This window comes from Amycolatopsis sp. NPDC000009 (assembly GCF_055563465.1).
The window spans coordinates 236,946-256,478 of sequence record NZ_JBVHDI010000005.1 but is presented as its reverse complement, the minus strand read 5'-3'; the positions used below and the strand labels follow the sequence as shown (position 1 = coordinate 256,478).

The 19,533-nt window shown below is 68.8% G+C and carries 19 protein-coding genes; 15 read left to right on the top strand and 4 right to left on the bottom strand.

The features are described 5' to 3' along the window. Nucleotides 1-22 precede the first annotated feature (22 nt). Both ACZ3HL_RS17140 and ACZ3HL_RS17135 read left to right on the top strand, forming a co-directional pair. Nucleotides 23-1,588, top strand: coding sequence for a long-chain-fatty-acid--CoA ligase (locus tag ACZ3HL_RS17140; protein ID WP_465531934.1), 1,566 nt, complete (start codon nt 23-25; stop codon nt 1,586-1,588). Beyond that, nucleotides 1,588-2,127 carry a TetR/AcrR family transcriptional regulator gene (locus ACZ3HL_RS17135; protein WP_465419554.1) on the top strand — a complete coding sequence of 180 codons (540 nt, stop codon included), beginning with the start codon at nt 1,588-1,590 and terminating at the stop codon, nt 2,125-2,127. The genes ACZ3HL_RS17140 and ACZ3HL_RS17135 overlap by 1 nt, the downstream gene beginning before the upstream one ends. On the opposite strand, the gene ACZ3HL_RS17130 is transcribed toward ACZ3HL_RS17135, so the two are convergent. Next, nucleotides 2,124-2,525: a PPOX class F420-dependent oxidoreductase gene (locus ACZ3HL_RS17130; protein ID WP_034320079.1), complete on the bottom strand. Its 402-nt coding sequence runs from the start codon at nt 2,523-2,525 to the stop codon at nt 2,124-2,126. The two genes, ACZ3HL_RS17135 and ACZ3HL_RS17130, sit on opposite strands and share 4 nt — an antisense overlap. Nucleotides 2,526-2,667: 142 nt before the next feature. Here ACZ3HL_RS17130 and ACZ3HL_RS17125 point away from each other — a divergent pair, with 142 nt between their 5' ends. The 5 genes from ACZ3HL_RS17125 to ACZ3HL_RS17105 all read left to right on the top strand — a co-directional run bounded on the left by ACZ3HL_RS17125 (nt 2,668) and on the right by ACZ3HL_RS17105 (nt 8,382). Next, on the top strand, nt 2,668-3,885 hold the full coding sequence (locus ACZ3HL_RS17125; protein WP_465419552.1) for a glycosyl hydrolase family 8: 1,218 nt from the start codon (nt 2,668-2,670) through the stop codon (nt 3,883-3,885). 161 nt (nt 3,886-4,046) lie between these two features. Next, on the top strand, nt 4,047-5,015 hold the full coding sequence (locus tag ACZ3HL_RS17120) for an ABC transporter substrate-binding protein (protein ID WP_465531932.1): 969 nt from the start codon (nt 4,047-4,049) through the stop codon (nt 5,013-5,015). After that, the gene (locus ACZ3HL_RS17115; RefSeq protein WP_465419548.1) at nt 5,002-5,901 is read left to right on the top strand and encodes an amino acid ABC transporter permease; all 900 of its coding nucleotides are present in this window, start codon (nt 5,002-5,004) and stop codon (nt 5,899-5,901) included. Before ACZ3HL_RS17120 ends, ACZ3HL_RS17115 begins: the two co-directional genes overlap by 14 nt. After that, nucleotides 5,894-6,661: an amino acid ABC transporter ATP-binding protein gene (locus tag ACZ3HL_RS17110; RefSeq protein WP_465419546.1), complete on the top strand. Its 768-nt coding sequence runs from the start codon at nt 5,894-5,896 to the stop codon at nt 6,659-6,661. The genes ACZ3HL_RS17115 and ACZ3HL_RS17110 overlap by 8 nt, the downstream gene beginning before the upstream one ends. Beyond that, complete coding sequence (locus ACZ3HL_RS17105) at nt 6,658-8,382, top strand: aminotransferase class V-fold PLP-dependent enzyme (RefSeq protein WP_465531930.1); 1,725 nt, start codon at nt 6,658-6,660, stop codon at nt 8,380-8,382. Before ACZ3HL_RS17110 ends, ACZ3HL_RS17105 begins: the two co-directional genes overlap by 4 nt. A 53-nt stretch (nt 8,383-8,435) precedes the next feature. Here the strand turns inward: ACZ3HL_RS17105 and ACZ3HL_RS17100 are convergent, their stop codons facing one another. Then, nucleotides 8,436-9,608 carry a macrolide family glycosyltransferase gene (locus tag ACZ3HL_RS17100; protein WP_465531928.1) on the bottom strand — a complete coding sequence of 391 codons (1,173 nt, stop codon included), beginning with the start codon at nt 9,606-9,608 and terminating at the stop codon, nt 8,436-8,438. A gap of 291 nt (nt 9,609-9,899) precedes the next feature. Between ACZ3HL_RS17100 and ACZ3HL_RS17095 the strand changes: the two genes are divergently transcribed. The 6 genes from ACZ3HL_RS17095 (at nt 9,900) to ACZ3HL_RS17070 (ending at nt 15,515) form a co-directional block, all read left to right on the top strand. Beyond that, complete coding sequence (locus tag ACZ3HL_RS17095; protein WP_465531926.1) at nt 9,900-11,465, top strand: alpha/beta hydrolase; 1,566 nt, start codon at nt 9,900-9,902, stop codon at nt 11,463-11,465. Between the two features lie 143 nt (nt 11,466-11,608). Beyond that, the gene (locus ACZ3HL_RS17090; RefSeq protein WP_465419538.1) at nt 11,609-12,511 is read left to right on the top strand and encodes an ABC transporter ATP-binding protein; all 903 of its coding nucleotides are present in this window, start codon (nt 11,609-11,611) and stop codon (nt 12,509-12,511) included. Next, nucleotides 12,508-13,239: an ABC transporter permease gene (locus ACZ3HL_RS17085; RefSeq protein ID WP_465419536.1), complete on the top strand. Its 732-nt coding sequence runs from the start codon at nt 12,508-12,510 to the stop codon at nt 13,237-13,239. Before ACZ3HL_RS17090 ends, ACZ3HL_RS17085 begins: the two co-directional genes overlap by 4 nt. Nucleotides 13,240-13,259: 20 nt before the next feature. Next, nucleotides 13,260-13,889: a hypothetical protein gene (locus ACZ3HL_RS17080; RefSeq protein ID WP_465419534.1), complete on the top strand. Its 630-nt coding sequence runs from the start codon at nt 13,260-13,262 to the stop codon at nt 13,887-13,889. After that, entirely contained in the window at nt 13,886-14,209 is a 324-nt protein-coding gene (locus tag ACZ3HL_RS17075; RefSeq protein ID WP_034320046.1) for a transcriptional regulator, read from the top strand. Before ACZ3HL_RS17080 ends, ACZ3HL_RS17075 begins: the two co-directional genes overlap by 4 nt. Then, nucleotides 14,196-15,515, top strand: a complete 1,320-nt coding sequence (locus tag ACZ3HL_RS17070) for a DNA polymerase IV (protein ID WP_465531924.1) — start codon at nt 14,196-14,198, stop codon at nt 15,513-15,515. The genes ACZ3HL_RS17075 and ACZ3HL_RS17070 overlap by 14 nt, the downstream gene beginning before the upstream one ends. Nucleotides 15,516-15,620: 105 nt before the next feature. Here ACZ3HL_RS17070 and ACZ3HL_RS17065 read toward each other — a convergent pair whose 3' ends face one another. After that, complete coding sequence (locus ACZ3HL_RS17065; protein ID WP_465531922.1) at nt 15,621-16,040, bottom strand: hypothetical protein; 420 nt, start codon at nt 16,038-16,040, stop codon at nt 15,621-15,623. A gap of 89 nt (nt 16,041-16,129) precedes the next feature. Between ACZ3HL_RS17065 and ACZ3HL_RS17060 the strand changes: the two genes are divergently transcribed. Next, the gene (locus ACZ3HL_RS17060) at nt 16,130-17,257 is read left to right on the top strand and encodes a CapA family protein (RefSeq protein ID WP_465531920.1); all 1,128 of its coding nucleotides are present in this window, start codon (nt 16,130-16,132) and stop codon (nt 17,255-17,257) included. 58 nt (nt 17,258-17,315) lie between these two features. Here ACZ3HL_RS17060 and ACZ3HL_RS17055 read toward each other — a convergent pair whose 3' ends face one another. Beyond that, nucleotides 17,316-18,341 (bottom strand): family 2 encapsulin nanocompartment cargo protein polyprenyl transferase, encoded by a 1,026-nt coding sequence (locus ACZ3HL_RS17055; RefSeq protein ID WP_465422283.1) that lies wholly within the window; start codon nt 18,339-18,341, stop codon nt 17,316-17,318. Nucleotides 18,342-18,766: 425 nt separating this feature from the next. On the opposite strand from ACZ3HL_RS17055, the gene ACZ3HL_RS17050 reads away from it, so the two are divergent. Next, nucleotides 18,767-19,531: a bestrophin-like domain gene (locus ACZ3HL_RS17050; RefSeq protein ID WP_465531918.1), complete on the top strand. Its 765-nt coding sequence runs from the start codon at nt 18,767-18,769 to the stop codon at nt 19,529-19,531. The last annotated feature ends 2 nt before the right edge of the window (nt 19,532-19,533 follow it).

The following is a 19,533-nucleotide window of genomic DNA, read 5'->3' as shown; positions in this document are numbered from 1 at the left end:
GACCAGGCGAAAGGGGTCCGGTATGCCCGACGACGCGCGTCCGGATGTACGGCTTCTCGGTGAACTTTTCGCGCACTGGGCGAAGACGATCCCCGAGCGGGAAGCCCTCTCGTTCCAGGGACGGAAGCTCACCTGGGCCCAGCTCGACGAGCGGGCGAGGCGGGTCACCGGCGCGCTGGCGGCCGCCGGGATCGGCAGGGGCGACAGGGTCGCCTTCGTCGACAAGAACACGCCCGCCTGCCTGGAAGTGACCTTCGGCGCGTCCTCGCTCGGGGCGGCGAACGCGGTCGTCAACTGGCGCCTCGCCCCGGAGGAACTCGCGTACGTCCTCGCCGACAGCGGCGCGCGGATCGTTTTCGCCGGCCCGGAATCACTGCCCGCCGTCGAGGCGCTGCGCGATCGGCTGCCGTCGGTCGAGCGCGTGATCGTCGTCGGGGGCGAAGAAGACCAGTACGAGGGCTTCCTGGCCGGTGCGGCCCCCGCCGGAGTGGCACCCGAGGTCGGCGAACACGACGGTGCGCTGATCATCTACACCAGCGGTACCACCGGCTTTCCCAAGGGTGCGGTGCTGACCCACCGGAACCTGCTGGCGCACAGCAGGAACGCCGGGGCGCAGTTCCCGATGGGGGAAGGCGACCGCAATCTGGTCGCGATGCCGCTGTTCCACGTCGGCGGGAGTTGTTACGCGATCATCGGTTTCCACTACGGGCAACCGACGACGATGACCCGCGAGCCCGACGGCAAGTCGCTGCTGGGCGCGCTGGCCGAAGGGGTCACGCACGCGTTCCTGGTGCCCGCCGTGGTCGCCGGGATCATGCAGGCGGGGGAGCAGGCCGTCGCCGCGTTCTCGCGGCTGAAGTACCTCGGCTACGGTGCGTCGCCGATGCCGCTCCCGTTGCTGCGGAAGTCGCTCGCGGCCTGGCCGGACACCCGGTTCGTGCAGGTGTACGGCATGACCGAACTCTCGGGGGTGGTGACGGCGCTCGATCCGGAGGCGCATCGTGACCCGGCCCGGCCGGAGCGGCTGGCGTCGGCGGGTACGGTGCTGCCCGGGGTGGAGATGCGCGTCGTCGACCCGGCGACCCTCGAAGACGCCGAACCGGGGACCGCTGGTGAGCTGTGGTTCCGCACCGATCAGGCGATGGCGGGCTATCTGGGCAAACCCGAGGCGACCGCCGAAACGATCGTCGACGGCTGGGTCCGCAGCGGTGACGTCGGCAGGGTCGACGACGGCGGATTCGTCTTCATCGAGGATCGGGTCAAGGACATGATCATCACCGGCGGCGAGAACGTCTACTCACCCGAAGTGGAACGGATCATCGCCGAACATCCCGCGATCGGCGAGGTCGCCGTGATCGGTATCCCCGACGAGCGCTGGGGAGAACAGATCAAGGCGGTCGTCGCGCCCGCGCCAGGGCGGGAGGTCGACGCCGTCGAACTCGTCGAGTACTGCCGGGAACGCCTGGCGCACTACAAATGCCCGCGGACGGTCGAGATCGTGGAGGCGCTGCCGCGCAACGCGACCGGCAAGATCCTCAAACGCACCCTGCGGCGCCCCTACTGGGAGGGGCGGGAGCGCGCCGTCTGATGCCGTCGATCGTCAGCCGCGAGAAGTACTTCGACGCGGCGCTGGACATCCTCGCCGAGTCGGGGTTCGCCGGGCTCAACGTCGGCACGCTCGGCAAACGCCTCGGCGTGACCAGCGGATCCTTCTACCACCATTTCGGCGGCTGGCCCGGTTTCGTCGGCGCGCTGCTCGAATTCTGGGCGCAACGGCAGGTGCGGATCCTGCGGGAACTGGACTTCGGTTCCGGTGGCCCCGAGGCGGATTTCGCCGCGCTGATGAGCCTGACGCGCGGCCTCCGGCATCGCGCGGAGGCGGCCATCCGCGCCTGGGCGGCGAACGACGAAACCGTTCGCGTGGCGCAGAAACGCGTCGACGACGCCCGGGTCAAGACGGTCGGGAAGGTGGTGGCCGAGCTGATCCCCGACCGGCGCCGCGCCGAGGTCGTGACCTCGCTCGGGCTGGCGATGCTGGTCGGGTACCAGCAGGTGGCCTCGGCGGGCGGCTTCACCGATCTCGGCGACATCCTCGACGAATACACCCGGCTCGTGCTCGCGGGTTAGGCGTTGCCGAGCACCCGCGTCACGGTGATCTCGACGACCACGCGCTCCGGGTTCGGCTTGGGCTGCCGGTAGCGGGCGGCGTAGCGGTTCTCGGCGTCGCGTACCGACTCCGGGTCTTCGCGCAGCACGGCGCGTCCCTCCAAAGTGGACCAGCGGGGCCCGTCGATCTGGCAGGCGGCGACCGGAATGCCCTGTTCGCCCGCTTCCTTGATCAGGCGGGCCTTCTTGGACGAGCGGAAAGTGATCACCCTGGCGATCCCGGCCTCGAAGTCCACCGTGACCCCCACCGCGACGACGTGCGGGGTGCCGTCGGGACGGACCGTGGTCAGGGTGGCGAGATGCCGTTCGGTCCAGAAGTCCCGGAAGGACTCGCCGCGCGCGCTCAGGTCGATCGTCATGCGGCCTACGCTAGGCCACCGTTCACCAAGACGACTTTTGAGGTAATAGTAAGGAAACTTTCTTAACTCTCTTGTTTTTGGCCGACCCTGGTGTCACTCTCGAAACGCGCCGCCGCCATCAACGACGTTTCCGGAGGAGCCGATGAGAAAGACCGTTCGGACCGTGCTGGCCGCGGCCGCGCTGACCGCCGGGCTGGTCGCCACGACCGCCCCCGCCACCGCGGTGACCACTCAGGGGACCCCTTACCTGCCGGGCGTTCTGCGCCCGTCCGTGTCCCAGTCGGCGCAGGACGCGGCGCTCGCCAAGTACTACGACTACTGGAAGAAGAACTTCCTGACCACCAAGTGCGGGGCGGGTACCTACGCGGTCAAGGCGCCGGACGCCGACCACGCCTTCGTGGCCGAAGGCCAGGGTTACGGCATGACCATCGCGGCCATGATGGCGGGCAAGGACCCCCAGGCGCGCACGGTCTTCGACGGCATCCTGAAGTTCGTGAAGGCGCACCCTTCGTCGATCGACAAGGACCTGCACGCCGCCGAGCAGAACGAGAGCTGCACGAGTGTCAACGGTGTCGACTCGGCGACCGATGGGGACCTCGAAATCGCGTACGGCCTGCTCCTCGCCGACAAGGTCTGGGGCAGCGGCGGTTCGGTGAACTACAAGGCCGAGGCGCTGCGGATCATCAAGGCGATCAAACGCAGCGAAGTGCACCCCACCACCAAGTTCATGCGGCTGGCGGACTGGGCCGACAGCGGCAAGTACATCAACAGCTCGCGTTCCTCGGACTGGATGCCGGGTCACCTTCGCGCGTTCGAAAAGGTCACCGGGGACTCGTTCTGGGGTCAGGTCCGGACCCGGCAGGAGAAGGCGGTCACGCAGCTGCAGCAGCAGTACGCGCCGAAGACCGGCCTGATCCCGGACTTCGTGGTCAACACGAACTCCACGCCGAAGCCCGCACCCTTCGACTTCCTCGAGGGCAAGGACGACAAATACAGCTACAACGCCTGCCGCGACCCGTGGCGGCTCGGTGTCGACGGGATCACCGTCTCGGGCAGCCCCGCGCAGGGGCAGGTGCGGAAGATGAACACCTGGATCCAGCAGAACACCGGCGGCGACCCGGCCAAGATCACCACCGGCTATCTGTTGTCGGGTGCCAAGATCCCGGGGCAGACGGGGCAGCACCCCTGCTTCACCGCGTCGTTCGCCATCGCGGCGATGAACGACCCGGGCAGCCAGGCCTGGCTCGACAAGCTGTGGACCTCGATCACGACCTGGACGCCGAACGCCAAGGACTACTACGGCACCGGCATCACCCTGCAGGTCCTGCTCATCCTCTCGGGGAACTACATCGCGGTCTGACCTGACTCGCGTGAAGGCCCCCTTCCCTCGGCTCAGCCGCGTGAAGGGGGCCTTCACGTGCGAAACGGACATCCACCGGACAGGATTTCAACTGTGAGTTGACCCCTTCAACAGCCAGTTGTAACGTCGGCGACCACCTGAAGCCCCCGTGGAGGTCCGTCATGCCGTCGACGCCGCTCACCCTGACCCGAACCTGGCGCCTGGCCGTGCTCACCGGCCTGGCCGCGCTCGTCACCGCGGCCTGCGGAGGCGGGCCCGACGGAGCCGGCGGCCAGGAACCCGCTGCTCCGGGCGCTCCCGCCGCGATCCCGGACACGACGGCGCTGATCGAGTCCGTCCAGAAGGACACCGCCGTCGCCGGCACCCTGCCCGCGAAGTACGCGCAGGCCGGAATGCTGCACCTGGCCTCGAACCTGCAGTCCGCGCCCAACAACTTCTACGCCGCCGACGGCAAGACCCCGATCGGCTACGAGGTCGACCTCGCCAAGGCCATCGGCAAGAAGCTGGGCGTCACCGTGCACCACCAGGACATGGCGTTCGGTTCGCTGATCACCAGCCTCCAGTCAGGCCGCGTCGACCTCACGATGGCCGCGATGAACGACACCAAGACCCGCCAGGCGCAGATCGATTTCGTCGACTACTTCTCCTCGGGTATCACGATCATGGTCCGCAAGGGCAATCCCGACCAGATCTCCGGCCCGGACACGTTGTGCGGCAAGAACGTCGCGGTCGTGCAGGGGACGAGCCACCAGAAGTTCGCCGAAGAGCAGAACGGCAAGTGCGCGCAGGCTGGCAAACCGGCGCTGACCGTGACCGCGACCGATTCCGACACCCAGAACCAGAACCAGCTCCGCACCGGCCGGGTCGCCGCCATCCTCAACGACCTGCCCAGCGCGGTGTACATCTCGCGGACCGCGGGCGAAGGCAAGTTCTTCGAGGTCGTCCCCGGCGAGCCGATCAACGGCGGACCGTACGGAATCGGCGTCAACAAGGAGAACAAGCCGCTCGCGGAGTCGATCCAGAAGGCGTTGCAGTCCCTGATCGCCGATGGCGGCTACGGCAAGATCCTCCAGGCCTGGGGCGTCGAGCAGGGCGCGGTCAAGGAGGCGAAGCTCAATGGCGGAAGCTGAGCCGCTGCCGATCGTCCGGCTGAGGCACTGGGGCCGCTGGGTCAGCGCCGTCGTCATCCTCGCGTTGCTGGTGCTGCTGGGGATCGCGCTCGCGAACGCGCAGATCCAGTGGGACTCCGTGCCGGAATTCCTGTGGTACCGGGTGATGGCGGTCGGTCTGCTCAACACCGTGCTGCTCGCGGTGATCGCGCAGGGTTCGGCGATCGTCATCGGGATCGTGATCGCCCTGATGCGCCGGTCGGCGAATCCGGTGGCGCGCTGGTTCGCGGCGGGCTACATCTGGCTGTTCCGCGGGCTTCCGGTGCTGCTGCAGATCCTGATCTGGTACAACCTGGCGCTGGTCTTCGAATTCATCTCGATCCCGTTGCCGTTCGGCGGCTACCTGCTGCACGAGCAGACCAACGTGCTGATCACCGCGTTCACCGCGGCCCTGCTCGGCTTGGCGCTCAACGAAAGCGCGTACATGGCGGAGATCGTCCGCGCCGGGCTGAACAGTGTCGACAGTGGACAGACCGAGGCGGCGAAGTCGATCGGGATGTCACCGGGCGCGACACTGCGCCGCGTGGTGCTGCCCCAGGCGATGCGGGTGATCATCCCGCCGACGGGCAACGACTTCATCAACATGCTCAAGGGGACGTCGATGGCGTCGGTGATCGGCGTGACCGAACTGATCCATGCCGCCAACAACATCTCGTCCAACAACCTGCTGGTGATGGAGACCCTGCTGGCCGCCGCGGTCTGGTACATGGTCGTGGTGACCGTCGCCGGGGTCGGGCAGCACTATCTGGAGCGCGCCTTCGACGCCGAGGACCGGTCGAAGAGTCCGTTCTCCCGCGCAGCCAAGGCTTTGCGCACCGCGCCGCTGGTGAGGAGTGAACGTGTCTGAGCCGCTGCTCAAAGCCGTCGGCGTCCGCAAGAGCTACGGCCACACCGAGGTCTTGGGCGGTATCGACCTCGAAGTCCACAAAGGACAGGTGGTCTGCCTGCTCGGTCCGTCGGGTGCGGGGAAGAGCACCTTCCTCCGCTGTGTCAACCATCTGGAGACGATCGACGCCGGTCAGGTCTGGGTGGACGGCGAACCGATCGGGTTCCGGCTGCGCGACGGCAAACTGTACGAGCTGAAGGAACGCGAGGTCGCCCGGCAGCGGCGCGACATCGGCATGGTGTTCCAGCGGTTCAACCTGTTCGGCCACCGGACGGCGCTGCAGAACGTCGTCGAAGGGCCGGTGCGGGTGCTCGGTGTCCCCATGGACGAAGCCAAGGAACAGGCGCTCGAACTGCTCGACAGGGTCGGCCTCGCGCACCGCGCGGACGCCTACCCGGCGCAGCTGTCGGGCGGGCAGCAGCAGCGGGTCGCGATCGCCCGGTCGCTGGCGATGAAACCGAAGCTGATGCTGTTCGACGAGCCGACGTCGGCGCTCGACCCGGAACTCGTGGGCGAGGTGCTGGCGGTGATGGGTACGTTGGCCGCGGAGGGGATGACGATGGTCGTGGTGACGCACGAGATGGGGTTCGCGGCCGAGGCCGCGGACGAGGTGGTGTTCATGGCCGACGGCATGGTCGTCGAGACCGGGCCGCCGGGGGAGATCCTGAGTTCGCCGAAGCACGAGCGGACCAAGCAGTTCCTGGCACGGGTCCTCGCATGACGCGGATCTCCCCGCGGTACCTGCTGCAGTTCGACGAACCGGCCGGGTACCTCGACTTCGCGCGGTTCGGTCCGCCGTCGCACGCCGTGCTCGACACGACGGCGAGCCTGCTCGACGCCTCGACCAAAGCGGGTCCATCCACTGTGGACGACCTGATGCGGCAGGAGACCAGGGCCAAAGCCGCCGCGGCGCGGCTTTCGGGCAGCGACACCGACCACACCGTGCTGCTGCCGCACACCAGTCTCGGGTTGTTCCAGGCGGCGTTCAACGCCCCCGGCGGCGAGGCACTGGTGTCGGCGGCGGAGTTCCCGGCCAACACCTACCCGTGGGCGCGGGCCGAACAGGCGGGACGGCTGACCGTGCGGCGGCTGCCGCTGGGGAACGTCACCGCGGACGCGGTCAAGGCGGCGCTGACACCGGCGACGTCGCTGGTCAGCGTGAGCGCGGTCGACTTCCGGACCGGGTACCGCGCGGACCTCGCGGCGCTCCGTGAGGTGGTGGGGGACCGGCTGCTCGTGGTCGACGGGATCCAGGGCTTCGGGGTGACCGAGGCGCCGTGGGAGGTCGCGGACGTGCTCGTCGTCGGCGGGCAGAAATGGTTGCGGGCGGGCTGGGGCACCGGGTTCGCCGTGCTGTCCGACCGCGCGCTGGAACGGATGGAGCCGATCCTGTCCGGCTGGACCGGCGCCCGCGATCCCGGCCTGTTCGACGACGAGATCCATCCGGCCGACGACACCGCGGCCGCTTGGTCGATCTCGAATCTGAGCCCGATCACCTCGGGTGCGTTCGCGGCCGCGCTGGAGCTGGTCGAGGAAGCGGGCGTCGGAGCCATCGCCGGACGGATCGCCGAACGGGTCGGCGAACTCGAAGAAGTCGTGAAATCCGTTGGTGGGCACGTGGTTTCGGCCGTCGACCGGCGGGCGGGCATCCTCGCCTTCACACTGCCGGGACACGCGGCCGAACAAGTGGGTTCCGCGCTGGCGAACGCCGGGATCGCCGCGACCGTGCGGCCCGAACATGTCCGGCTGTCGCCGCACGCGTCGACTCCGGCGAGCGCGGCGGAACAGGTGCGTTCAGCCTTGGAACGGCTGAAGAAGCCGGTCACGGTGGTCGAAGCGCCGGTCGTCACGTCGGCGGCCTCGGGCGATCTGCTCACCGCGCTCGTCCCGGCGGTGCACGCGCTCGCGGCGATGCTGGGGCCGGGCAACGAAGTCCTGCTGCACGATCTGAGCAGGCTGCCGGACTCGATCGTCGCCATCGCGGGTGACCTCACCGGCCGGACGGTCGGCGGGCCGATGACGGATCTGCTGCTGGGTCTGGTCCGTCGCGGCACAACGCAGGACCTGACGAACTACGAGACCCACGGCCCCGACGGCCGGGCGATCCGCTCGTCGACGCTGTTCCTGCGGGACGCCGACGGCGTCGCGATCGGCTGCCTGTGCGTCAACCGGCTGTCCGACGGCGCGCCGAAGGCCAACGGTCACGAACCCGAGACGTTCCCCCCGGACGTCGACAGCCTGCAGCGGTTCCTGGTCGGGCGCGCCGTGGCGAAGGCCGGGATCCCGGTGGACCTGATGAAGAAACGGCACAAGGCGGCCGTCGTCCGGGAACTGGACGAGGCGGGGTTCTTCCTCATCAAGGATTCGGTGGACCACCTCGCCGGGGAACTCGACGTCACGCGGTACACGATCTACAACTACCTGAACGAGATCCGGGGCTGATCGTCTCGTGAGTGGTAAGGACGGTTCTAACCGTCCTTACCACTCACGAGGGCCTAGCGGAGGAAGGACTCCACGGCGTCGGCGGCCTTGTCGATGCCGCCGTTCCCGCGCGTCTCAGCCTGGACCTCGGCAAGCCGCGCGGCCACCTCGGGCGACCCGGCGACCCGCTCGACCGCGGCCCGCAGCGAAGAAGCCGTCACCTCGCCGGCCGCGAGCTGCTCACCGACACCGAGTTCGGCCAGTTTCGCGGCGTTGCCGAAACCGTCGGTGGCCAGCGGGATCGCGACGGTCGGCACGCCGTACCACAGCGATTCCGTGCTACCGCCCATGCCGGCGTGCGTGATGAACGCCGACGCGGCCTCCAGCACCGCGAGTTGCGGCACGAACTGGTGGACCTCGATGTGCTCCGGCAGCGGCCCGAGTTCGGCCGGATCGGTCTGGCCGATCGAGACGACCACGTGCCAGTCCGAGTCGCGGAACCCGTCCACGCAGGCGCGGAACAGGTCGAGCTGGTCGGTGAACGCCGTGCCGAGCGACATCAGCAGGACCTTCCTGCCGCTCGACGGCGGGGTCCAGCTCCGGTCGGCGAGGCGCTCCGGGTCCAGCGCCGGGCCGACGAACCGGACCGACGACGGCACGCGTTCGACGTTCGGCTGCATCGCCTTCGGCAGGAGCGCGAGCACCTGGGGCGGATGGGAGATCCAGTCCCAGGCGTCGGCTTCGATGCCGTTCTCGTTCAGCCAGCGGGTGAACGTGGCGAAATAGTCCTTTCCGGACGGTGAGGTCCGGATCGAGGTCAGGATCTCGCCCATGTCCTCTTCGTAGCCTTCCCAAGCGACGTACGTCGGGGAAAGCTGCACCGCCGGAACGTCGTAGCGCCTGGCCAGCAGCGGAGCCGGGAGGCCGCCGATGTCGTAGAGCAACAGGTCCGGGCGGTTGTCGTCGTAGAAATCGGTGAGCACCGGCATCGCCTGGATGCCCTCGTCGAGGAAGACCCGCATCTGCGACGCCGGATCCTCCGGCCACGCCGCCTGCTCACCGAGCGGGAGGATCGACGGATGCGAGACGACCTCGGCCCCGGTCGGCTCGATCAACCCGGTGAGCGGCTCGCCCACGGCGTAACTGACCCGGTGCCCGCGAGCGACCAGCTCACGGATGATCGCGAGCGACGGATAGATGTGGCTCGGCGCGGTGCTGCCGATCATGGCGATGTGCTTGTTCTGCATGATGTCGAAGTCCGAATCCGTGAAGGGACGTCAGACGGCGCGCAGAAAAGGGGCCTCCCGATCGCGGGTGGCCCGGCGGTCACGCCGTCTCAGGCGGTGCGCATACGGATGTGACAGATCATGATCGAGATCCTAGCTTGCCCCGCGAGACCGCCCAACCGATTAACCGGTTGCCCGGTTTGCCGCGATCGGGACCCGCCGTTGGTAGGGACCTTCGCCGGAAGGCTTCCGCAGGTCATTGACGTGGATAGGGTTTCGGGGCTTTCACCTTTGGAGGGAAAGGGAAAAACCTTGAGACGTCTGCTCACCACCGCGCTGGCCGTCGCCACGCTCGCGTCGGTCGCGGTGACCGCGCCCGCCGTCGCCGCGGAAGAGACGCAACCCGCGGAGACGATCACCTGGGGCGCCTGTACCGACCAGACTTTGATCAACGCCGGCGCGGAATGCGGCTATCTGCCCGTTCCGCTCGACTACTCGCGGCCGCGCGGCGAGAAGATCCAGCTCGCGCTCAGCCGCGTCAAGCACAAGACACCCGACGCGCAGTACCAGGGCGTCATGCTCACCAACCCGGGCGGGCCCGGCGGTTCCGGGCTGCTGCTCGCCACCCGCGGGACGCGGGTGCCGAACCACGCGGGCGACGCCTACGACTGGGTCGGGTTCGACCCGCGCGGGGTCGGCTCCAGCAAGCCCGCGCTTTCGTGCATCCCGGACTACATGGACTACAACCGGCCGAACTACGTGCCGACGACGCGGCAGCTGGAGAAGACCTGGCTGCGGCGTTCGAAGTCCTACGCCGACGCGTGCGTGGCGAAGAACAGCCGCGCGCTGCTGGAGAACATGAAGACGACCGACACGGTCAAGGACATGGAAAGTATCCGCAAGGCGCTCCGCGTGGAGCAGCTGAATTTCTACGGGTACTCCTATGGCACTTATCTCGGCCAGGTCTACGGGACGCTGTTCCCGCAGCACGTCCGCCGGATGGTCCTCGATTCCACTGTGGACCCACGTAACGTCTGGTACCAGGCCAACCTGAACCAGGACGTGGCCTTCGACGTCAACCTCAACATCTGGTTCGGCTGGGTCGCGTCGCACGACGATGTCTATCACCTCGGCAAGACGCAGGCCGCGGTGAAGCAGGTCTTCGACGAGCAGCTGAAGAAGCTGGCGGCGGTTCCGGCAGGCGGCTACATCGGGCCGGACGAGTTCCTCGACGTCTTCCAGCAGGCGTCGTACTACCAGTTGCGCTGGACGCTGCTCGGTGACGCGCTCGCCAAGTTCGTCAACAAGGGCGACTGGCAGACGATGAAGGGGCTGTTCGAGGCCTTCGGCGGCCGCGGTGACGACAACGGGTACGCCGTCTACCTCGCCGTCCAGTGCACGGATGTCAAGTGGCCGCCGAGCTGGCAGCAGTGGAAGCGCGACAACTGGCGTACGTATGAGAAGGCGCCGTACTTCACGTGGCAGAACGCCTGGTTCAACGGGCCTTGCCTGTACTGGCCCGTGAAGCCCGCCAAGCCGGTGAAGGTCGACGGCTCGAAGGTGCCAAGTGTGCTGATGATCGGCGAGACCCTCGACGCGGCGACGCCGTACGAAGGAAGCCTCGAAGTGCGCAGCCGGTTCCCTGGCGCTCGCCTGATCGGTGAACCGGGCGGCACGAGCCACGCCATCACCCCGCGCGGAAACGCTTGCGTCGACAACCGGATCGCCGACTACCTGGCGACCGGGGCACTGCCCGAGCGCAAACCCGGGCGGACGGCCGACGTCGAATGCGCGCCGCTGCCGCTCCCGGTGCCGCCTCCGGCGCCCGCCGCTGCCGCTTCGGCCCCTGACGCGGCTACCTCCCAGGTACCCGCCTAACGCCAGTCCGTGAAGGCCTCCTTCCCTACCTTGAGCGTAGGGAAGGAGGCCTTCACGGACTTCTGGGGTTTTCGTGACAGGGGACTTTGTGTTACAAAGTGCGGGTGAGCTTTGTGGTTCAGAGTGCTCGAAGGGGGAAAGTCATGGCGGACGCATTCAGCCTCCAAGGGCTGGTCAAGCGCTTCGGCGACGTCCTGGCCGTCGACGACGTCAGTGTGCGGGCCGCGCCGGGGGAGGTGGTGGCGCTGCTCGGGCCGAACGGTGCGGGCAAATCGACCACCATCGACATGCTGCTGGGCCTGAGCAGACCGGACGCCGGCCAGGTCCGGGTCGCCGGGCTCGGCGCGAGCGAGGCGATGGACCGGGGGATGGTCGGCGCGATGGCGCAGAACGGGACGCTGCTGCGGGACGCCACGGTCACCGAACTCGTCGGCCTGTTCGCTTCGCTGCACCGGAATCCGCTGCCGGTCCGCGAGGTGCTCAAGCGGGCAGGCGTCACCGAGTACGCGAATCGCCGCTGCGGAAAGCTTTCCGGTGGCGAGCAGCAGCGGGTGCGGTTCGCGCTCGCGCTGGTCGGCGATCCGGACCTGCTGGTGCTCGACGAACCCACCGCGGCCATGGACGTCGACGGGCGGCGCCGGTTCTGGGCGTCGATGCGCGAGTACACCGAGACGGGCCGCACGGTCCTCTTCGCGACGCACTACCTCGCCGAGGCCGAGGACTACGCGGACCGCGTCGTGCTCATGCGGCACGGCAGGGTCGTCGCGGACGGTCCGGTCGGCGAGGTCCGGGCCGCGGTCGCCGGACGCGTGCTGCGTGCCGTTGTCCCGCAGGCCACCGAAACCGAGCTGGCCGCGCTGCCCGGGGTGTCGCGCGCGGTGCTGCGCGCCGGGCACGCGGAACTGCACTGTGCCGATTCCGACGCCGCCATCCGCGGCCTGCTGCGCGAGTTCCCGCTCGCCTCGAACATCGAAATCACCGCTGTGGGACTGGAAGAAGCCTTCATCGCGCTGACCGCCGACGAGGCCGAAGGAGCCGTGAGATGAACCTGAACTACCTGACGCTGGAGATCAAGCGCATCGTCCGCAGCCCGCAGTTCGCGCTGTTCACCATCGGCATGCCCTTGGCGATGTTCCTGTTGTTCGGCGGGATCTTCGGCGCCCGGGACATCGCTCCGGGGGTCTCGACCGCGACCGTGACCATGGTGAACATGGCCGCGTACGGCGCCATGACCGCCGCGCTGTTCACCGGCACCCGCGTCGCCACCGAGCGCACCGACGGCTGGCAGCGCACCTTGCGACTGACACCGATGCGGGCGCCGGGATACCTGATGGTCAAGGTGTCGGCGGGTTTGTTCGTCGCGTTGCCCGTGCTGCTGGTGATCTTCGCGGCCGGGATGATCCGCGGCATCCGGCTCGAAACCGGCCAGTGGCTGACGATCTTCGGCGCGCTCTGGCTCGGGGCGCTGCCCTTCGCGGTGCTGGGCCTGATGATCGGCCTGTTCGGCAAGGGTGACACCGTCCAGGCCGTGACCGGCGCGCTGATGCTGCCGCTGGGCATGTTCGGCGGGCTGTGGATCCCGCTGCAGGTCCTGCCCGGCTGGATGAACACCGCCGGGCAGCTCATGCCGACGTATTGGCTCGGGGAGATCGGCCGCGCGCCGGTGCTCGGCGGTTCGGGCACGCTGACCGCCGTCGCGGTGCTCGCGGCGTGGCTCGTGGTCCCCGCGCTCGTGGTGATGGCGAGGTTCCGGCTCGACACGGCGAGACTGTGAACCCGTGTTAGTTTTCCGAGGTGGTGGAGGATGAACGGGACGGCGACGAGCGGCCGATGACGCCCGAGGAGTCGCTCGCGCTCATCGCCACGCAGTCGGAGAAGACCCGGCGCGAGATCGGGCCGAATCCGGCGGTACTGCTCGCCGTCTGGGGATTGGTGTGGCTGTTCGGTTTCGGGCTGATCTACCTCTCCGCCCCGCCGACCGCGCTGATGCCGCTGTGGGCCGCCGGGGCGATCACCGTCGCCGCGTTCGCCGGGGCCATGGTGTATTCGGCGATCTACGGCATCCGGGCCGGTCGCGGCGTGCGCGGGCCGTCCCGGCTCGTCGGGGCGATGTACGGGTGGAGCTGGCTGATCGCGTTCGGCGGGCTGACGGTGGTGAACACCGCGCTGATCCGCCTCGGCCTCGACACCGAGCTGATCCCGTTGCTGTGGTCCGGCACCTCGCTCATGCTGACCGGCCTGATGTACCTCGCCGGCGGGATGCTGTGGCAGAGCAGACTGCAGTACGGCCTCGGCGTGTGGATCATCGCGTGCGGCGCGGCGAGCGTGCTGGCCGGCGGACCGCACAACTTCCTCGTGCTGAGCCTCGCGGGTGGCGGTGGCTTCCTGGTGGCGTCGCTGGTCTTCCTGGTGCGGGCGCGATGAGCGAAGACGGGTTGCCCCAGCTCGACCCGGTGATCCACGCGCAGGCCCGGCTGCGGGTCACTGTGGCGCTGTCGAGCCTGGGGCCGGGGGACAGCATCACTTTCCCGAGGCTGCAGCAACTGCTGGACATGACACCGGGCAACCTGTCGACCCATCTGCGCAAACTCGAGGACGCCGGCTACGTCGAGATCACGAAGGCGTTCGAGCACCGCACGCCGGTGACCCTCGTCGAGCTGACCACCCGTGGCCGGGCCGCGTTCGAGGAGTACACGAAGGCCCTGCATCGTCTTCTCGAGGTGCCGGGCGATGGGCGGGCATGACCGGTGGGTCATCCACCTCGACATGGACGCGTTCTACGCCTCCTGTGAACAGCTCACCCGGCCGACCCTGGCGCGGCGTCCGGTACTGGTCGGTGGCGCGGGGCCGCGCGGCGTGGTCGCCGGGGCGAGCTATCAGGCGCGCGAACACGGGATCAAATCCGCGATGCCGATGTCGCAGGCCCGGCGGCTGTTGCCGCCCAACGGGGTGATCCTGCCGCCGCGGTTCACACTGTACGAACTGCTGAGCACCCAGGTTTTCGACCTCGTCGCCACGTACGCGCCCGTGCTGGAACGGATCTCCCTCGACGAGGCCTTCGCGGAACCGCCGTCACTCGCCGGTGCCTCCTCGGACGAGGTGCGGGCGTTCGGTGCGCGCCTGCGGGAGCACATCCGGTCGGAAATCGGCCTGGTGGCGTCGATCGGGGCGGCGTCGGGGAAGCAGGTCGCGAAGGTCGCGTCGGATCTGGCGAAACCGGACGGGCTGCTCGTCGTCGGCCAGGGCACCGAACGCGACTTCCTCGCGCCGCTGCCGACCAGGGTGCTGTGGGGGATCGGCCCGGTGGCGGAGGGGAAACTGCGGGCGATCGGCGTCCGGACGCTCGGTCAGCTCACCGCGCTCTCCGACGCCGACGCGGTGTCCACTTTGGGCAGTGTGGTCGGCCGGGACCTGCGGCGGCTGGCCACCGGCGTCGACGACCGGCCGGTGTCCGATCGCGCGGAACTCAAGCAGGTCAGCGCCGAAACGACCTTCGACCGGGACCTGATCGAACTGACGAGCCTGCGGCGCGAGGTCCGCGACCTCGCCGTGCACGCGCACCGGCGCCTCGTCAACGCCGAACGCGTCGCGCGGACCGTGGTGGTGAAGCTGCGGCACACCGACTTCAGCACCGTGACGCGTTCGGAGACGATGGCCTCGCCCACCGACGAATTCGACCAGCTCGCCTCGATGGCGGAACGACTGCTGATCGATCCGGCCGAGTTCGGCGGGGTGCGGCTGGCCGGGGTCGCGTTCTCCGGGCTTTCGGTGCCGCATCAGGATCCGCTGTTCACCCTTTCCGTGCCGGCCGCCGCCGAGGCACCCGTTGTCGAGCGAGCGCCCGCGCCGGTGGCCGCGGTGTCGTCGAGCTGGCGGCCCGGGGACGACGTCGTGCACGACACGTACGGAACCGGATGGGTGCAGGGCGCCGGGCACGGGCGGGTGACGGTCCGGTTCGAGACGCGCACCAGCGGGCCGGGGGTGGCGCGGACCTTTCCGCAGGACGATCCGGCGCTGCGCCGGGGCGAGCCCGGCGACTGCCTGGCCTGAGGCTCCCGTGATCAGACGGCGAACTCGCGAGTCGTCCGTCCAATCACACGTGTCGTCCGCCTGATCACGCGTGTCGTCCGTCTGATCACGGGAGATCGTCCCGGCTCAGCCGCGGCAGACCGTCACGAAGTTCGCGCTGGTCACCTTCACGTCGCGCGGGCAGTTGCGGAAGCCGAAGATGCACCAGTTCCCGTCGTCGCCTTCGATCAGCAGCGCGCCGTACGCGCGTTTCTCGTTCCGCTGGTCGTTCAGGACCGCCATCGCGGCCTGTCCCTTCTGGTCCACGCTGCCGACGCCGACCGGCGTTTCGCCGGAGACCAGCTCGTCGGGAGCGGCGGGCTTGTCCGGGGTGCGCGGGCAGGTCAAGGCCAGCAAAGCGGGATTGTCGCCGTCGGTCATCGCGTTCGCGATCGCCCCGGCGGCGCCGTCCGCCGTCGTTCTGCCGGGCGACGATCCGCAGGCCGCGGTCAGCCAGAACACGGCGACGACGAAGGCGATCAGGCCGAACCGGGGGCGCGCGGTCATGGCAGCGATGGTCCGCGATCGGGCGTGACGCTGTCCAGTGACCGGCCGTAAGGCAGGATGGAGAGACCTTCACCCGATCGAGGGAACCGATGTTCAGCTCCCGCGCCCGTCAGACCACCGCCCTCCTCGGCGCCGCCCTCCTGCTCGCGGGGTGTAGCAGCGCTCCGGAACAGCAGCCGCCGCCCGCCCCGGCCGAGGCGCCGACGGCGAGCCAGGCGCCGGACGGGTCGTTCACCGTGGTCGCGACCGGTGACGTGCTGATCCACCCCGCGCTGACCGAGCAGGCGAAGGAGGACGGCGGCGGCAAGATCGACTACCGGCCCCTGCTGGCCGGGATCAAACCGCTGATCTCCGGGGCCGACCTCGGCATCTGCCATCTCGAGACCCCGCTTGCGCCGAAGGGCGGTCCGTACAGCGGCTATCCGTCGTTCAGCGCGCCGCCCGAAATCGCCGCCGCGCTCAAGGACACCGGGTACGACACCTGCTCGACCGCGTCCAACCACACGATCGACCAGGGGGTCGACGGCGCGACCAGGACACTCGACGAACTCGACGAGGCCGGGATCAAGCACACCGGTTCGGCGCGTTCGGCGGAAGAGGCGAAGAAACCGCTGATCGTCGACGTCAACGGCGTCAAGGTCGCCCAGATCTCCTTCTCCTACGGCTTCAACGGCATCAAGGTGCCCGCGGGCAAACCCTGGCTGGTCAACCAGATCGACGCCGAAGACGTGATCGCCGAGGCCAAGGCCGCGCGGAAGGCGGGCGCGCAGGTCGTCCTCGCGAGCCTGCACTGGGGCACCGAATACCAGCACGACCCGACCGCCGAACAGCGCTCACTGGCGAAGAAACTGCTCGCCGAAGACTCGATCGACCTGATCATCGGCCACCACGCGCACGTCGTGCAGCCCTTCGAGCAGATCAACGGCAAGTGGGTGGCCTACGGCCTCGGCAACAGCGTCGCCCGCCATTCGGAGCCGAGGGGGTCGACCGAACAGGGCGCGGCCGCGCGGTTCCGGTTCGTGCGGGACGGCGAACGCTGGAAGGTCGACAAAGCCGAATACGTCCCGACGCTGGTCCAGCTCGGCCCGCCGATCCGCCTGCTCGACCTGACCGCGGGCCAGGCCGGGAACGCCGGCGCCGAAGCGCTCAAGGCCACCGACGAGGTCGTCCTCAGCCGAGGCGCCGGTGACCGAGGGCTGACCCGGCCCGGCCGCTGACCAGGGGAGGACAGGGGTGGGCTCTTCCCCGCCCACCCCTGCCTTACCGTGCCCGCCGTCAATACCGTCGCCGCACCACCAGTTTCGCGAGGGCCGCGAGCTCGGCGCCTGGGCGGGGCACCGGGTTCGCGACGGCGAGATGATGCAGCGCGCCGGTCAGGAGCGCGTCGGCCTGCTCCTGACTCCACGCCCGGCCGCCCGCGCGTTCCACCAGTGCCGCCGCGTGGGGCAATTCCGCGGCGTCGAGGTTTTCCTTGCGGTACAAGGCATCCAGTTCTCGCCCGGCGTCCGTCCCCGAGTGGAGCGCGGCCACCACCGGCAGGGACTTCTTCCGGTTGGACAGATCCGAGTGGACCGGTTTCCCGGTCACCGCCGGATCGCCCCAGATCCCGAGGAGATCGTCGATGTGCTGGAACGCCAGCCCGAGTGCCCTCCCGTACTCGGTCAGCCGGTCGACCTGATCCTGCCTCCCTTCCCCGGCCAGCGCCCCGAGCGTGCACGACGCCCCGAGCAACGCGCCGGTCTTCCCCTCGGCCATGCGCACGCATTCGTCGGTGTCGACGTCACCGCGTTCCTCGAACTTCAGATCGGCGCTCTGGCCCTCCAGCAGATCGATCACGGCGGTGCTGAGCACCCGCAGCGCGGTCTGCCCGAACGGGGCCAGCACCTCGAAGGCCCGGCACAGCAGGGCGTCTCCGGCGAGGATCGCCGCGCCGGTGCCGAAAACGGTCCAGGCCGTCGGGCGGTGGCGCCGGGTGGTGTCGGAGTCCATCACGTCGTCGTGCAGCAGGGAGAAGTTGTGCACCAGTTCCACCGCGACACCCACCGGGACGGCGATCCCGGCGTGCCCGCCGACCGCCTGTGCCGACAAGAGCGCGAGCGCCGGCCGCAAGACCTTCCCACTGTCCGAAGTGGATGGTCGTCCGTGTTCGTCCCACCAGCCGAAGTGGTAGCCGGCGATGAGCCGCATCGATTCGGGCAGGCCGTCGACGGCCTCGCGCAGTGCCGGGTCGAGCAGATTCCGGCTCCAGGTCAGCACTTCGCCTGCCGGCCGGGCTCCGGTACGGGTCTCGGTTGTCGTCAACGGACTCCCTTTCGATCGACCCGGTGAACCGCTGTTTTCCGCAATTCGTGGATACCCATTCGAGCGGGGCGGGTGCAACGTCAACATAGCAAGGCGTAATGCCGGGACAAACAACTCGATCGGGTCTGCGCAGAGGTTCACCTGTTTGCCGGTCCGACCCGGACGTCCACGGGAAATACCCGGTATGCGGCCGGGTCGGTGACTTCTCGTGGCGGGCGCTCACTCGGTCGTGAAGCCGCGCTCTCCGACCGGTGACGCTCCTTTCCGGCGCGTGGCCGGAAATTGTTTCGAGTGCCGAGAAATTGGGCCGAGCCGGTGATGATCGGCCGATCGGCTTCCGCCGCTGGTATGAATTGATTCAATCGGTCTTTTCCGCTCGTGGAAGTGTGAACTAGTTTCGGCAGTCTCCGCCTGGAAGGACTCGAATGGGTATTTACCTGACCGGTATCGCCTGGGTCGTCGGCGCGGCGATCCTCGCGGGCTTCGTCGGCTACCTCGTCCGCAGGTTCGGCTGGGACGAAGGACGGCCCGACAACAACGACGCCGCCGGCCAGGTGTTCACCATCGTCGGCGGGCTGCACGCCGTCCTGGTCGCGTTCATCCTGATCTCGCTCTTCGACTCCGCGACCGCGGCGCGCGAGGGCTCGTACCACGAGGCGGACAGCCTGGTCGCCGCCGTCTGGGCCGCCGATTCGCTGGGGACCGAGGTCAAGGACGAGGTACGGAAGCTGAGCGTGGAGTACATGACCACGGTCGAACAGAAGGAGTGGCCGTTGATGGCCGGGGGACAGACGAGCCTCCCCGATCTCGGCTGGACGCAGCTCGACCAGTTGCGCAAGGCGGTGGACAAGGCCCCGTCGGACGACGACTGGTTCCGTGAGCGCAAGACCGAGGCGACCACCCAGCTCTGGCAGGTCTACGAGGCCCGGCAGGACCGGCTCAACGCGGTCGTCGGCGGCAGGGTCGGCGGCGTCGTCTGGTTCGCGCTCATTCTCGGCAGCCTCGTCTCGGCCCTGTTGCCCAACCTGTTCGGCGGTACCCGGCTGGCCGCGCACCTCGTGATCGTGTCCACGCTGGCCGGCACGGTCACCTTGCTGCTGTTCGCGATCTACCAGCTGCAGAACCCGTTCGGCGGTGGGGTGCGGATCCCGCCGGACGCGTTCACCGCCGCGCTGGCGAGGATCGCTTGAGC

Coding starts and splice junctions, on each gene's coding strand:
- ACZ3HL_RS17140 (WP_465531934.1), top strand. CDS start 23: ATGCCCGACGACGCGCGTCCGGATGTACGGCTTCTCGGTGAACTTTTC.
- ACZ3HL_RS17135 (WP_465419554.1), top strand. CDS start 1,588: ATGCCGTCGATCGTCAGCCGCGAGAAGTACTTCGACGCGGCGCTGGAC.
- ACZ3HL_RS17130 (WP_034320079.1), bottom strand. CDS start 2,525: ATGACGATCGACCTGAGCGCGCGCGGCGAGTCCTTCCGGGACTTCTGG.
- ACZ3HL_RS17125 (WP_465419552.1), top strand. CDS start 2,668: ATGAGAAAGACCGTTCGGACCGTGCTGGCCGCGGCCGCGCTGACCGCC.
- ACZ3HL_RS17120 (WP_465531932.1), top strand. CDS start 4,047: ATGCCGTCGACGCCGCTCACCCTGACCCGAACCTGGCGCCTGGCCGTG.
- ACZ3HL_RS17115 (WP_465419548.1), top strand. CDS start 5,002: ATGGCGGAAGCTGAGCCGCTGCCGATCGTCCGGCTGAGGCACTGGGGC.
- ACZ3HL_RS17105 (WP_465531930.1), top strand. CDS start 6,658: ATGACGCGGATCTCCCCGCGGTACCTGCTGCAGTTCGACGAACCGGCC.
- ACZ3HL_RS17100 (WP_465531928.1), bottom strand. CDS start 9,608: ATGCAGAACAAGCACATCGCCATGATCGGCAGCACCGCGCCGAGCCAC.
- ACZ3HL_RS17090 (WP_465419538.1), top strand. CDS start 11,609: ATGGCGGACGCATTCAGCCTCCAAGGGCTGGTCAAGCGCTTCGGCGAC.
- ACZ3HL_RS17085 (WP_465419536.1), top strand. CDS start 12,508: ATGAACCTGAACTACCTGACGCTGGAGATCAAGCGCATCGTCCGCAGC.
- ACZ3HL_RS17075 (WP_034320046.1), top strand. CDS start 13,886: ATGAGCGAAGACGGGTTGCCCCAGCTCGACCCGGTGATCCACGCGCAG.
- ACZ3HL_RS17070 (WP_465531924.1), top strand. CDS start 14,196: ATGGGCGGGCATGACCGGTGGGTCATCCACCTCGACATGGACGCGTTC.
- ACZ3HL_RS17065 (WP_465531922.1), bottom strand. CDS start 16,040: ATGACCGCGCGCCCCCGGTTCGGCCTGATCGCCTTCGTCGTCGCCGTG.
- ACZ3HL_RS17060 (WP_465531920.1), top strand. CDS start 16,130: ATGTTCAGCTCCCGCGCCCGTCAGACCACCGCCCTCCTCGGCGCCGCC.
- ACZ3HL_RS17050 (WP_465531918.1), top strand. CDS start 18,767: ATGGGTATTTACCTGACCGGTATCGCCTGGGTCGTCGGCGCGGCGATC.